Genomic DNA, 13,074 nt, shown 5'->3' on the forward strand with positions numbered 1-13,074 from the left:
CCCCCCCCCCCCCCCCCCCCCCCCCCCCCCCCCCCCCCCCCCACCGGCGATTTGGGATTGCCGGTTTCTTCAGCAGCGAAGATCGGCGCCAACTTGTTTTCACTGGCTCCACCACTTCAGCAGGCTGAGCTGCAATTTTTGCATTGCCTTGCCTCCCCTTCGAAGACGGGAACCGAAAGAACTTGCTTGCGTGTTCGCCGGTGCCACTCGAATCCGGTGAGAGCTTCCCTTCCGGTGCCCTGCTCTTTCGAAGCCGGCCAGAGTTGGCTGCGGCGTCGCGGTGTGGGGGTCGCGGAGAGCAGGCCATGGGTGAGCCCAAGCCGCTTGCGCGGCACTGCCGCGCGGCCCGTGCGAACGCCCGGCGCGCTGCGCCGGGCCGGACCGTGAAGCGGCACGGGCCTGCGGCCCTGACTCCGGCCATGGATGGCCGGACGGAAGGGCGGAGCGATCCCCGCGCCGTGGCGCCCGCTCCCGCGCGACTGCCGAAACCTCTGCTTCGGAGGACTCTCCGGCTTCAGCCCGCAACGGCACAACGCCGCAGCCGCTAGAACACCCGCATCACCAGAAGCTCGCGTACAGCGCAACCAGGATCGCGATCACCGCGAACGCGCCGATGTTGAAGGTCGAGGACGTGGCGTAGCGCACGTCTTCGGTGTGGATGAAATCCTTGTCCGGCGCACGCGCCGTGAACAGCGACACCGCCACCGCGAGCACGGTCGCCAGCAGGAACACCAGGCCGACGCGATCGATGAACGGCAGGGCCGGCCAGGCCAGCTTCAACACCACCGAGAGCACGAACGACCCGATCGCCGCCGCCATCGCGCCGGCCTCGTTGGCGCGCTTCCAGAACAGGCCGAGCAGGAAGATCGTCACGATGCCCGGCGTGAAGAAGCCGGTGTACTCCTGGATGTACTGGAATGCCTGGTCGAAGCTGCCCAGCAACGGCCGCGCCGCCAGCACCGCCAGCAGCATCGCCACCACCGCGGTGATGCGACCGGTGCGCACGATCCGCCGCTGGCTGTGTTCGCGGCCCAGCCGGGTGTAGAAATCGAGCGTGAAGATGGTGGAAATGGAATTGGTCATCGACGCCAGCGAGGACACGATTGCCGCGATCAACGCCGCGAACACCACGCCCAGCACCCCGACCGGCAGCAGCGACATCATCGCCGGATAGGCGGCATCGGGACGCGACAGGTCCGGCACCAGCAACACCGCAGCCAGGCCCGGCAGCACCACGATCACCGGCATCAGCAGCTTCAGGCCGGCGGCGAACAGCACGCCCTTCTGCGCCTCGCCGAGGCTCTTGGCCGCCAGTGCGCGCTGGATGATGTACTGGTTGAAGCCCCAGTAGCTGATGTTCATCACCCACATGCCGCCGAGCAGCACGCTCAGGCCCGGCAGGTCCTTGTAGAACGGATGGTCGGGCGAGAGGATCATGTGGAAGTGGCCGGGGATCTCGGTGCGCAGCCGCTCGAACCCGGCCAGCACGCCGGCGCCGTCCGAGATGCGGTCCATGGCGATCCCGACCAGCAGCAGGCCGCCCAGCACCAGCAACGTGACCTGCACGATGTCGGTCAACGCCACCGCCTTCAGCCCGCCGTAGATCTGGTAGGCCAGCGCGAACGCAGCCAGGCACAGCAGCACGGTGGTCTGGTCGATCCCGGCCACGTACGAGATCGCCAGCGAGCCCAGCCACAGGATCGAGGTCAGGTTGACGAACACGTACAGTCCCAGCCAGAACACCGCCATCAGCGTGCGGATCCGGCTGCCGTAGCGCCGCTCCAGGAACTGCGGCATCGTGTAGATCTCGTTGCGCAGGAAGATCGGCAGGAAGTACTTGGCCACGATCAGCAGCGTCGCCGCCGCCATCCACTCGTAGGAGGCGATGGCCAGGCCGATCGCGAATCCGGAGCCGGACATGCCGATGATCTGCTCGGCGGAAATGTTGGCGGCGATCAGCGAAGCGCCGATCGCCCACCACGGCAGTGCCCTGCCGGCGAGGAAGTAGTCCTGCGCGGACTTCTTGTGCCCGGCGCGCTCGCGCGAGACCCATTGCGCGAGGATGAAGATGCCGGCCAGGTAGGCCAGCACGATGCCGGCGTCGAGGGTGGAAAGCGTCATGTCACGGATCCACCCTGGTGAGGTTGCGGACCTGGCACGCCGCGGGATGCGCATGCCGGGTGCATCCCGCAGTCTTTCGCCTCATCTGCGAAGGCGGGTGTGACGAGCCCGGAAGAGGCCGGTGCGGGCGATCGGACGCACGGCAGTTGCAAATTGCGCATGTTGTTCCCTCCCCGGGGATGGCAGCCATGTCGAATGGTGGGATGCGCCGTTTCCGTGAACGGTCTTGGTCGGGCGCTGCCTCGGCCGGTTGTACGCGTCGCTGACAACGCTGTCAACGGACCTGCTCCGATAGGCGCGGCTGGTAAGTGCGCTGTCGTGTCGCGATCTGCGGTGCCGTCTGTCGATGAGCGCGTGCCGTGATGCAATGCGGCTTTGGCCATCGTGCCCGCATGGTGTGGAACCTGATCCGGCTCCGGAGCCTGCATAGCCGAGCAAGCTCGGCTCTACGGATTGCGGCTCCGGGAACCGCACGGCCGAACGGGACCCGACCCGTAGAGCGGAGCTTGCTCCGCTGCTCTCGGCTCCGGAGCCTACATAGCCGAGCAAGCTCGGCTCTACGGGATTGCGACTCCAGAGCCTGCTTCGCGGCCGCGCCCCGCGCCTCGCGTAAAATGCGCACGATGGATGTTTCCCACCTGCTCGACGGCCTCAACGCGGCCCAGCGCGAGGCCGTGTCGGCGCCCGCCGGGCACTATCTGGTGCTGGCCGGCGCCGGCTCCGGCAAGACCCGCGTGCTGACCCACCGCATCGCCTGGCTCAACGAGGTCCACGGCGTGCCGGTGCACGGCATCTTCGCGGTCACCTTCACCAACAAGGCCGCCGGCGAGATGCGCCACCGCGCCGGCGCGCTGCTGCGCCACGGGAGCCGCGGCTTGTGGATCGGCACCTTCCACGGTCTCGCCCATCGCCTGCTGCGCCTGCACTGGCAGGACGCGAAGCTGCCGGAAGGCTTCCAGATCCTCGATAGCGATGACCAGCTGCGCCTGGTCAAGCGGGTGGCGCAGCAGCTGGAGCTGGAGGAGGCGCGGTTTCCGCCGCGGCAGATCGCCTGGTGGATCAACACGCAGAAGGACGAGGGCCGGCGCCCGCAGCACATCCAGTCCGGCGACGACGAGTGGGCCGACGTGATGCGGCGCAGCTACGCGCTGTACCAGGAGCGCTGCGACCGCGCCGGCCTGGTCGACTTCGCCGAGCTGCTGTTGCGCGCGCACGAGCTGCTGCGCGACAACCCGGCGCTGCTGGCGCACTACCGGCAGCGCTTCGGGCAGCTGCTGGTCGACGAGTTCCAGGACACCAACAGCATCCAGTACGCCTTCGTGCGGGTGCTGGCCGGCGAGACCGGCCAGGTGTTCGTGGTCGGCGACGACGACCAGGCGATCTACGGCTGGCGCGGCGCCAAGGTCGAGAACGTGCAGAAGTTCCTCCAGGACTTCGGGTCCGATGACGGCAGCGGCGCGCGCACCATCCGCCTGGAGCAGAACTACCGCTCCAGCGCCAACATCCTCGACGCCGCCAACGCGGTGATCGCGCACAACCCCGACCGTCTCGGCAAGCGCCTGTGGACCGACAGCGGCGAAGGCGATCCGGTCGATCTGTACGCGGCGTACAACGAGATCGACGAGGCGCGCTTCGTGGTCGAGCGGGTGGAGCAATGGGTCCGCGACGGCGGCAGCTACGGCGACTGCGCCGTGCTCTACCGCAGCAATGCGCAGTCGCGCGCGCTGGAAGAGCAGCTGGTCGCCGGGCAGATCCCGTACCGCGTCTACGGCGGCGTGCGCTTCTTCGAGCGCGCCGAGATCAAGGACACCCTGGCCTACCTGCGCCTGGTGACCAACCGCAGCGACGACACCGCGTTCGAGCGCGCGGTCAACACGCCCACGCGCGGCATCGGCGAGCGCACCCTGGACGAGGTGCGGCGCACGGCGCGCGGCGAGGGGTTGTCGCTGTGGGACGCGTCGCTGCGGATCGCGCGGGGCGCCGTGGTGACCGCGCGTGCGCGCAACGCGCTGGCGGGTTTCCACGCGTTGGTCGACGCGCTCGCCGGCGAGGTCGACGACCTGCCGCTGCCGGACAAGATCGACCACGTGCTGGTGCGTTCCGGCCTGCGCGAGCACTGGTCGAAGGAGAGCCGCGGCGGCCTGGATTCCGAATCGCGCACCGACAACCTCGACGAACTGGTGTCGGTGGCCTCGCGCTTCGTCCGCAGCGACGACGAGGAGTCGGCGGCGCTGACCGAGCTGGTCGCCTTCCTCGCCTACGCCGCGCTCGAGGCCGGCGAGGGCCAGGCCCAGGCCGGCGAGGACGGCGTGCAACTGATGACCCTGCACAGCGCCAAGGGGCTCGAGTTCCCGCTGGTGTTCCTGGCGGGGATGGAGGAAGGCCTGTTCCCCAACCAGCGCTCGGCCGACGAGGCCGGGCGCATGGAGGAGGAGCGCCGCCTGGCCTATGTCGGCATCACCCGCGCGCGGCAGAAACTGGTGCTGACCTATGCCGAGGCGCGGCGCCTGCACGGCCAGGACATGTACGGCGTGCCGTCGCGGTTCCTGCGCGAGATCCCGGCGCCGCTGCTGCACGAGGTGCGCCCGCGGGTGCAGGTGTCGCGGCCGGCGTTCGCGGCGGCGCCCAGGCGCAACCGTGGGCATGCCCTGGTCGACGAGAGCCCCGGCCTGCGGCTCGGGCAGAACGTGACGCACGCGAAGTTCGGCGCCGGCGTGGTCACCGACGTCGAGGGTAGCGGCGCGCACGCGCGGGTGCAGGTCAACTTCGACGACGTCGGCAGCAAGTGGCTGGTGCTGGCCTACGCCAACCTGCAGCCGGCCTGAGCGGAAGGCGCCGAATCCGTAGCGAAGGGGCGCTGGCCGAGCGCTCCCGCACGAACCGGAACAATCGCGCGACGATCGCCTTGGCTGTGCTTCCCGCTTCGAAGAAGGGGGATTGAGGGGGCGAAAGCCGCCGCTCGCAAGCCGTAGGCTTGCGGCGGCTCGAGCGCCCACGCGCACTGCGCGTGGGCCGGGAATCGCGCAGCGATTTGCTCCCGTTCGCAAGGCGGGCGGCACCCGCGCATACTGTCGCTTCCCGCATCATGGATGGCTCCCATGCTGCTGCACAGCCTCTATCTCGTCGCCATCACCGCCGAGGCCATGACCGCGGCGCTGGCCGCCGGCCGCCGCAACATGGACTGGCTGGGCGTCGGCGTGATCGCCTGCGTGACCGCCCTGGGCGGGGGTACGGTACGCGACGTGCTGCTCGGCAATCATCCGCTGGTCTGGATCGAGCATCCCCTGTACCTGGGCATCACCCTGGCCGCGGCCATCCTCACCGCCTTCATCGCACCGGTGATGAAGCGGTTGCGGACGCTGTTCCTGCTGCTGGACGCGCTCGGGCTGGTGGTGTTCACGGTGATCGGCTGCAACGTCGCCGCCTCGATGGGCCTGCCGTTCTTCATCGTGGTGGTCGCCGGCATGATCACCGGCACCTTCGGCGGCGTGCTGCGCGACATCCTCTGCAACCGGACGCCGCTGCTGTTTCGCAGGGAACTCTACGCCACGGCATCGCTGCTGACGGGACTGCTCTATCTCGGCCTGCAGCATGCCGGGGTGATGCACGGCGTCGCGATGGTCGTCGCCATGGTCGCCGGCTTCGCCATGCGCGTGCTCGCGATCCGCTACGGATGGGAAATGCCCAAGTTCGTCTATCAGGAGGATTGGGACTGATAGGTGCGAGAATGTTGCCGGTCCTTCGGTGCAGATGCCGGGCCGGAGATTGACCGTCATTGCGCGACGCAATGCCTGCATCGGCACGGGAAGACGTCAGGCCAGCTCGGTCAGCCAGTCGCGCGGGCGCAGGTAGTCGGCCAGCCGCGCCTCGGTACTGCCGGGCTCCGGCGTGTAGCCGTATTCCCAGCGTGCCAGCGGCGGCAGGCTCATCAGGATCGACTCGGTGCGCCCGCCCGACTGCAGTCCGAACAGCGTGCCGCGATCCCAGACCAGGTTGAACTCCACGTAGCGCCCGCGCCGGTACAGCTGGAACTCACGCTCGCGCTCGCCGTAAGGCGTGTCGCGTCGGCGTTCGACGATCGGCAGGTAGGCATCGAGGAAGCCGTCGCCGACCGCACGCAGGTAGCCGAAATCGCGTTCGAAGTCGTCGTGCAGGTCGTCGAAGAACAGGCCGCCGACGCCGCGCGTCTCGCCACGATGCTTGAGGAAGAAGTACTCGTCGCACCAGCGCTTGTGGATGTCGTAGCGCGCCTGCCCGCCGAACGGTTCGCAGATCGCGCGCGCGGTGCGGTGCCAGTGCAGCACGTCCTCGTCGACGGGGTAGAACGGCGTCAGGTCGAAGCCGCCGCCGAACCACCAGGCCACCGTCTCGCCGTCGCGCTGCGCGCGGAAATGGCGCACGTTGGCGTGCGTGGTCGGCAGGTAGGGGTTGCGCGGGTGGAGCACCAGCGACACCCCCACCGCACGCCAGGATGCGCCAGCGAGCTCCGGCCGCGCCGCGCTCGCCGATGGCGGCAGCCGGCTGCCGGAGACGTCGGAAAACCCGACTCCGGCCTGTTCGAACACCGCGCCCTCGCGCAGGATGCGGGTGCGGCCGCCGCCGCCCTCGGCACGCACCCACGCGTCCTCTCGGAAACGCGCCGCGCCGTCGGCATGCTCGACGGCGCCGCAGATGCGGTCCTGCAGGCCGGTCAGGTAGCTGCGGGTGACGGCGATGCTGTCCAACGTGGTACCAAGGTGCTGGCCCATGACATTGCATTCAGGGCTGGTTCGCGGCGTTCCCGGTGGCCTGGGCCTTCTTGGCTTCCTCGAGTTGACGCTTGGCCGCTTCCAGGCGCTGTCTCCTCTCCGCGGGAGTCAGGGCATCGCTTTTCATGCCTACGACGAAGTTTGTCCCGCCTGTGGGGTTGGCCGAGTAAGTGACCGTGGTCGCGACCGGCTTGCCGCAGCCGCTGAAGATCCATTGCTCCTCGGATGTTGCCGCCGGGTCGGCCTTGACGACCGACATCTCGATCGACTCGATGGCCCAGCAGGTCGTGGCCATCATGCCCTGCGAGAAGATGTCCGCGCGCAGTGTCGGAGCGGTGGCGGTGGTGCCGCTGGATGGTATTGGAAGACCAGTTTCGAGAAGCATAAGGCGAGCATCGCAGACTTCGCCTACCCTGGAGACGACGACTGGCTCAGTGTCCTTCCGGTATCGCTTGAGCATTTCTTCCCGCAATTTTTCCTTCGAGCCATCGAAGTCCTCCGGATACGTTTCCAGCATCACGGTCTCTCCCTCCGCGATTGAATCCGCCACGGGCTCCTGCCAAGCCGCATACGAGGCGGTGAGCTGCTCGGACCGTCCGTAGCCCTGCTGCGCACATGTGGCCACGACCTGGCCGTGCATGAAAGAAGCGACGAAGTCGCGCATCTGGGCGGCTTGCGCGTACTTCTCCGGGCTCATGGCCGGTGCCTGGGCAAGCGTGTCGTGCGGGGCGAAACACGCAATTGCCAGTACGAGCAGCAGGACACGGCTGGAGGTCGGCATCGGAACGGCTCCGGGCAAGTTGTCGGAAAAATTGGATGATACCTCCCATCAGGCAGGTGTGGTTCGCGGCGACATAGCGATGGCGCAGAAAGGCCGCATGCCGGAAACCCCTGGCCAGAGCGGGCCTTTCCACAATCACAGTGTTCCTCAGGGCTTTCTACTTCAATGCCCGCTCGAACAGTTCGAAGATCCGGCGGTACTCGTCGTACCAGCTGTCGGCGTGCTGGAAGGAATGCCGCTCCAGTGGGTAGGGCGCGATCTCCCACTTGTCCTTGCGCAGTTCGATCAGCCGCTGCGTCAGCATCACCGAATCCTTGAAGAACACGTTGTCGTCGATCATGCCGTGGGCGATCAGCAGGTGGTCCTGCAGGCCGTCGGCGTAGTCGATCGGGGAGGACTTGCGGTAGGCCTCGGGGTCGAGCTCCGGGGTGTTGAGGATGTTGGCGGTGTAGGCGTGGTTGTACTGGGTCCAGTCGGTGACCGGGCGCAGCGCGGCGCCGGCCTTGAACGTGCCCGGCTCGCGAAACAGCGCCATGAACGTCATGAAGCCGCCGTAGCTGCCGCCGTAGATGCCGACGCGGTCGCGGTCGCCCTGCTTCTGTTCGACGATCCAGTCGATGCCGTCCAGGTAGTCCTCCAGTTCCGGGTGGCCCATCTGCCGGTAGATCGCGGTGCGCCAGTCGCGGCCGTAGCCTGCCGAGGCGCGGAAGTCGAGGTCGAGCACGATGTAGCCGTTCTGCACCAGCAGGTTGTGGAACATCTGCTCGCGGAAATAGTTCGGATAGCGGTCGCTGACGTTCTGCAGGTAGCCGGCGCCGTGCACGAACAGCACGACCGGGTACGCGCGCCCGGGCTCCGGATCCGCCGGCCCGTAGTACTTGCCCCGGATGGTGCCGGCGCCGTGCTTCGACGGCACCTGCACGTACTCGGGTTGCAGCCACTGGTGTGTGCGGTACTCCTCCTTGCGGGTGTCGGTGAGGGCGCGGTAGCCGCCGCCGTCGAGGCCGACCACCGCGAGCTGCGGCGGCACGTAGCTTTCCGAATGCCGCACCAGCAGGCGCGCGCCGTCGGGCGATTCGGTGAAGCCCTCGACGCCGTCCAGGTCGGTGATCTCGCGTACCTCGCCGCCGTCGGCCGGTACCGTGCAGACCTCGTAGTCGCCCGGACGGGCACGGTTGCAGACGAACAGGAAACTGCGACCGTCGGCCGCCAGCACCGGCTCCGAGGATTCCCAGCGGCCGGAGGTGAGCGCGCGGGCGCGGTCGCCGTCGCTCAGGGACAGGTGCGACCAGCCGCTCTGCTCGGACAGGAACCACAGCGTGCGATTGTCGGGCATCCAGCCGAATTCGTTGAAGCCCCAGTTGATCCAGGCGGCGTCGGTCAGGCGGTGGCGGGTGCGCACCGTCGCGTCCGTCGGCTCGACCGTCACCAGCCAGCGGTCCTTGTTGTCGACCGAGTGCAGCATCAGCGCCGCGCTGCGGCTGTCGCCGTTCCACTGCATCGCGTCGGGGCCCGCGTCCTCGATGCGCACCGCGCGCAGGCCCTCCAGCGGCTGCTTGCCAGCGGCTTCGCGCAGTTCGGCGAGCGGATCGCGATCGATGCCGGGCAGGCCCGCGAGGTCGAGCTTGCGCGACTTGCCGTCGGCCATGTCCACCAGCCAGAAGGTCTGCGGCAGCGGATCGTCGCGGCCGACGCGGGTGCGCACGTCCTCGAATTCCTCGTAGCCGGATTCGGTGACGTACTTCGGCATCTTGCCATCCTGGCCCTTGTCGGCGTCCTTGGCATGGGTGGCGACCAGCAGCCAGCGGCCGTCGGGCGACAGCGCACTGGCGGCGATCTCCACGTCATTGCCCAGGTAGACCGGCGGCGGGGAACGGGTGGGATCGGTATGGCGCCAGTCCAGTTCCTGCAGGCGCTGCGCTTCGCGGCGTTCGCGTTCGGTGCGCAGCGTCTCGAACAGGCGCAGCTGGCGCTCGCGCAGCGCGTCGGGCTTCGGCGGCTTGCCGGGATCGTCCTCGGCCTTGAGGATCGCGGCCTCGGTGACGCCGTCGCGCGCGGTCCAGCGGAACCAGCGGTCGTCGCCGATGCGCCACACCAGCGCACTGTCGTCGCTCCAGCGCGGCGAGGCCGCGCTCTCGTCGCCGCGGGTGAGCTGGGTCAGCGCGCCGCTGCGCAGGTCGCGCACGAACACGTCGCCGTCGCGGATGAAGGCCGCGCGCGCGCGCGCGGCGTCGTAGACCGGCGGCAGACCGTCGATTTCGGCGCGCGCGGCGCCGTCGATCAGGGCCGCCTCGTCGCCGGAGATCGCCTGCCGGTACGTGTCGCGGATGTCGCTGCCGTCGCGCTTGAGCGAGTAGTAGGCGTGCCGGCCGTCCCACGACCACCAGGCCTGTTCCACCGGCGGCCCGATCCAGTCCGGGTTGGCCATGATCCGCGCCATCGTGAGCGGTTGCGCCGGTTGCGCGGCGGCGGCGGCGGCGAACAGCAGCAGGGACAGCGGCAGCGATCGGATCATGGCGCCCTCGTGGCGATGCAAACCGCCGCAGGGTAGCAGTCCGTCCGCGCGGCCGGCTGGGCCACAGGTCATGCCGACGCGCCAGAACGAGGCAGGGGCGCGATGCGCCCCTGCGTACTTCCCTGTCCCGGTGTTCCGGAGGATCCCTGTGGGTGCAGGTTTACCAGCCGGAACCGGCGCCTGCCGCGACGGGGTTCTCGTTTCCGGGGATTGCGTGGCGCGGGGAGCCGCGTCGGCGCCCGCATCGCGCGAATCGCTGCGACCATCGGTCGCACCCGCTCTCGACGCGTGACGGTGCACAATGGCGCCAATCGAACCGTTGCCCGGAGCGAGGCGTGGACGCCCTGTTGTTGTCGCGGATCCAGTTCGGCTTCGTGATTTCCTTCCATGTGCTGTTCCCGGCGTTCACGATCGGCCTGTCGAGCTGGCTGGCATTCTTGGAATGGCGCTGGCTGCGCACGCGCGAGACGGTCTGGCGCGACCTGTATTTCTTCTGGCTGAGGATCTTCGCGGTCTCGTTCGGCATGGGTGTGGTGTCGGGCATCGTGATGAGCTTCCAGTTCGGCACCAACTGGTCGGTGCTGAGCGAGCGCGCCGGCAACATCCTGGGACCGCTGCTCTCCTACGAGGTGCTGACCGCGTTCTTCCTCGAGGCCACCTTCCTCGGCGTGATGCTGTTCGGCTGGCGCAAGGTGCCGGAGAAGCTGCACTTCCTCGCCACCTGCATGGTGGCGCTTGGCACGCTGATCTCGACCTTCTGGATCATCTCCGCCAACAGCTGGCTGCACACCCCGGCCGGCTACGAAATGGTCGGCGACGTCTTCCACCCGGCCAGCTGGCGCGAGGTGATCTTCAATCCCTCGTTCCCGTACCGGCTGGCGCACATGGTGCTGGCGGCGTTCATCACCACCTGCTTCGTGATCGGCGGGGTCGGCGCGCGCTACCTGCGCCGCGGCGAGCACGTCGAGGCCGGGCGCAGGATGCTGAAGCTGGCGGCGGTGTTCGCGGCGATCACGGTACCGGCGCAGATCCTGGTCGGCGACCTGCACGGGCTGAAGACCAGCGAGTACCAGCCCACCAAGGTCGCGGCAATGGAGGCGCACTGGGAACAGGGACCGCCCGGGACCGGCACCCCGTTCGTGGTATTCGCGCTGCCCAATGCCGAGGCGGAGCGCAACGACTACGAATTCGCGATCCCGCGCCTGGGCGGCCTGATCCTGACCCACAGCTGGGACGGCGAGGTGCAGCCGCTGACCGCGGTGCCGGCCGACGAGCGGCCGCCGGTGACGCCGGTGTTCTTCGCGTTCCGGATCATGGTGGGCATCGGCCTGGCGATGCTGGCGCTGGCGCTGTGGTCGGTTTGGAAGCTGCGGTGCGGCACGCTCTATGCATCGCCCCGGCTGCTCGACGGCTGGCGGCTGATGACGCTCGCCGGGTTCGTTGCGGTGGTGGCGGGCTGGATCGTGGTCGAGATCGGGCGGCAGCCGTATGTCATCTACGGACTGCTGCGGACCGCGGACGCGGTCAGCGACATCGGCGCCGGCAGCGTGGTGGCGTCGCTGATCGCGTTCGTGGTGGCCTATGCGGTGGTATTCGGCGCCGGCGGCGGCTACATCGTCAAGATGGTCCGCACCGGCCCGCAGCACTTCGTGGAGTCGTCGGAGGCCGAGGGCGGCGAGAAGACGCCGATGCGGCCGATCTCGGCGGCGGACGAGCCGGTGGAGAGAGACGCATGAGGACTGTCGTCGAGCAGCGCAGAGCGTGTGGCGTACCGCGATTCGGTGTTGGAACCGGGAGATGACCGCGATGGAATTCTGGCTGCCCGTGCTCTGGTTCGGCGTGATCGGCTTCGGCGTGCTGATGTACGTGCTGCTGGACGGCTTCGTGCTCGGCCTCGGCATCCTGGCGCCGTTCGCCGAGGACGGCGGCCAACTCGACCATATGATGAACACCGCCGCGCCGATCTGGGACGGCAACGAGACCTGGCTGGTGCTCGGCGGCGCCGGATTGCTGGCGGCGTTTCCGCGCGCCTACGCGGTGGTGCTCTCGGCGCTGTACCTGCCGGTGCTGCTGATGCTGATCGCGCTGGTGTTCCGCGGCGTGGCGTTCGAGTTCCGCTTCAAGGCGCGGCGCGGCAAGCCGTTCTGGGGCGCGGCGTTCGCGCTCGGTTCGATGTTCACCGCGTTCGCGCAGGGCGTGATCCTCGGCGCCCTGGTCGAGGGCATGCCGCTGCAGGAAGGCCGCTACATCGGCGGCGCGTTCGCCTGGTTCAGCCCGTTCTCGATGCTGACCGGGGTGGCGGTGGTGTTCGGCTACGCGCTGCTCGGCAGCACCTGGCTGATCCTCAAGACCGGCGGCCGCATGCAGCAGATCGCGCGCACCCTGACCCGGCCGCTGGTGCTGGTGGTGGCCGCGTTCATGGGCCTGGTCAGCGCCTGGCTGCCATTCCTGGATTCGCGGATCATGGCGCGCTGGTTCGAGGACGGGAATTTCTGGTGGCTGTCGCCGGTCCCGCTGCTGGCGCTGGCGAACGTCTTCTGGCTGTGGCGCGCGACGATGCGCGAGGGACGCGACGCAATGCCTTTCCTGCTCACCCTGAGCTTCTTCGTGCTGGGCTTCGCCGGGCTGGTGCTGGGCATCTGGCCGAACATTGTGCCGCCCGACCTCAGCATCTGGGAAGCGGCGTCGCCGCCTTCCTCGCAGGGTTTCGTGCTGGTGGGCCTGGTGGTGCTGCTGCCGATGATCCTCGGCTATACGGCATGGTCGTACCGCGTGTTCCGCGGCAAGATCGAGGCGGATGCCGGGTATCACTGAGGAGCCGGGAATGGGGTGATGGGGAATCGGGAATCGGGAAAGACCAAGGATCCGTCATCCCGGCGAAGGCCGGGATCCAGTGACTTTCATGGAGC

At 68.4% G+C, this 13,074-nt stretch carries 8 protein-coding genes; 4 read left to right on the forward strand and 4 right to left on the reverse strand.

From position 1 onward, the window contains the following. Window positions 1-558 precede the first annotated feature (558 nt). On the reverse strand, window positions 559-2,121 hold the full coding sequence (locus tag AB5T46_RS11865; RefSeq protein ID WP_370564173.1) for a sodium/sugar symporter: 1,563 nt from the start codon (window positions 2,119-2,121) through the stop codon (window positions 559-561). 623 nt (window positions 2,122-2,744) lie between these two features. Here AB5T46_RS11865 and uvrD point away from each other — a divergent pair. Beyond that, window positions 2,745-4,946 carry a DNA helicase II gene (uvrD, locus tag AB5T46_RS11870; protein ID WP_370564175.1) on the forward strand — a complete coding sequence of 734 codons (2,202 nt, stop codon included), beginning with the start codon at window positions 2,745-2,747 and terminating at the stop codon, window positions 4,944-4,946. Between the two features lie 273 nt (window positions 4,947-5,219). Beyond that, window positions 5,220-5,837 (forward strand): trimeric intracellular cation channel family protein, encoded by a 618-nt coding sequence (locus AB5T46_RS11875; protein WP_370564176.1) that lies wholly within the window; start codon window positions 5,220-5,222, stop codon window positions 5,835-5,837. A gap of 96 nt (window positions 5,838-5,933) precedes the next feature. Here AB5T46_RS11875 and hemF read toward each other — a convergent pair whose 3' ends face one another. The 3 genes from hemF to AB5T46_RS11890 all read right to left on the reverse strand — a co-directional run bounded on the left by hemF (window position 5,934) and on the right by AB5T46_RS11890 (window position 10,165). Then, window positions 5,934-6,869 (reverse strand): oxygen-dependent coproporphyrinogen oxidase, encoded by a 936-nt coding sequence (gene hemF, locus AB5T46_RS11880; RefSeq protein WP_370564177.1) that lies wholly within the window; start codon window positions 6,867-6,869, stop codon window positions 5,934-5,936. 10 nt (window positions 6,870-6,879) lie between these two features. Then, the gene (locus AB5T46_RS11885; protein WP_370564179.1) at window positions 6,880-7,650 is read right to left on the reverse strand and encodes a hypothetical protein; all 771 of its coding nucleotides are present in this window, start codon (window positions 7,648-7,650) and stop codon (window positions 6,880-6,882) included. Between the two features lie 157 nt (window positions 7,651-7,807). Further along, window positions 7,808-10,165 carry a S9 family peptidase gene (locus AB5T46_RS11890; RefSeq protein WP_370564180.1) on the reverse strand — a complete coding sequence of 786 codons (2,358 nt, stop codon included), beginning with the start codon at window positions 10,163-10,165 and terminating at the stop codon, window positions 7,808-7,810. Window positions 10,166-10,500: 335 nt separating this feature from the next. Between AB5T46_RS11890 and AB5T46_RS11895 the strand changes: the two genes are divergently transcribed. After that, window positions 10,501-11,901, forward strand: coding sequence for a cytochrome ubiquinol oxidase subunit I (locus AB5T46_RS11895; RefSeq protein ID WP_370564181.1), 1,401 nt, complete (start codon window positions 10,501-10,503; stop codon window positions 11,899-11,901). Between the two features lie 70 nt (window positions 11,902-11,971). After that, the gene (cydB, locus tag AB5T46_RS11900; RefSeq protein ID WP_370564341.1) at window positions 11,972-12,979 is read left to right on the forward strand and encodes a cytochrome d ubiquinol oxidase subunit II; all 1,008 of its coding nucleotides are present in this window, start codon (window positions 11,972-11,974) and stop codon (window positions 12,977-12,979) included. Window positions 12,980-13,074 lie beyond the last annotated feature (95 nt).

The organism is Luteimonas salinilitoris (genome assembly GCF_041300785.1).
GTDB lineage: Bacteria > Pseudomonadota > Gammaproteobacteria > Xanthomonadales > Xanthomonadaceae > Luteimonas > Luteimonas salinilitoris.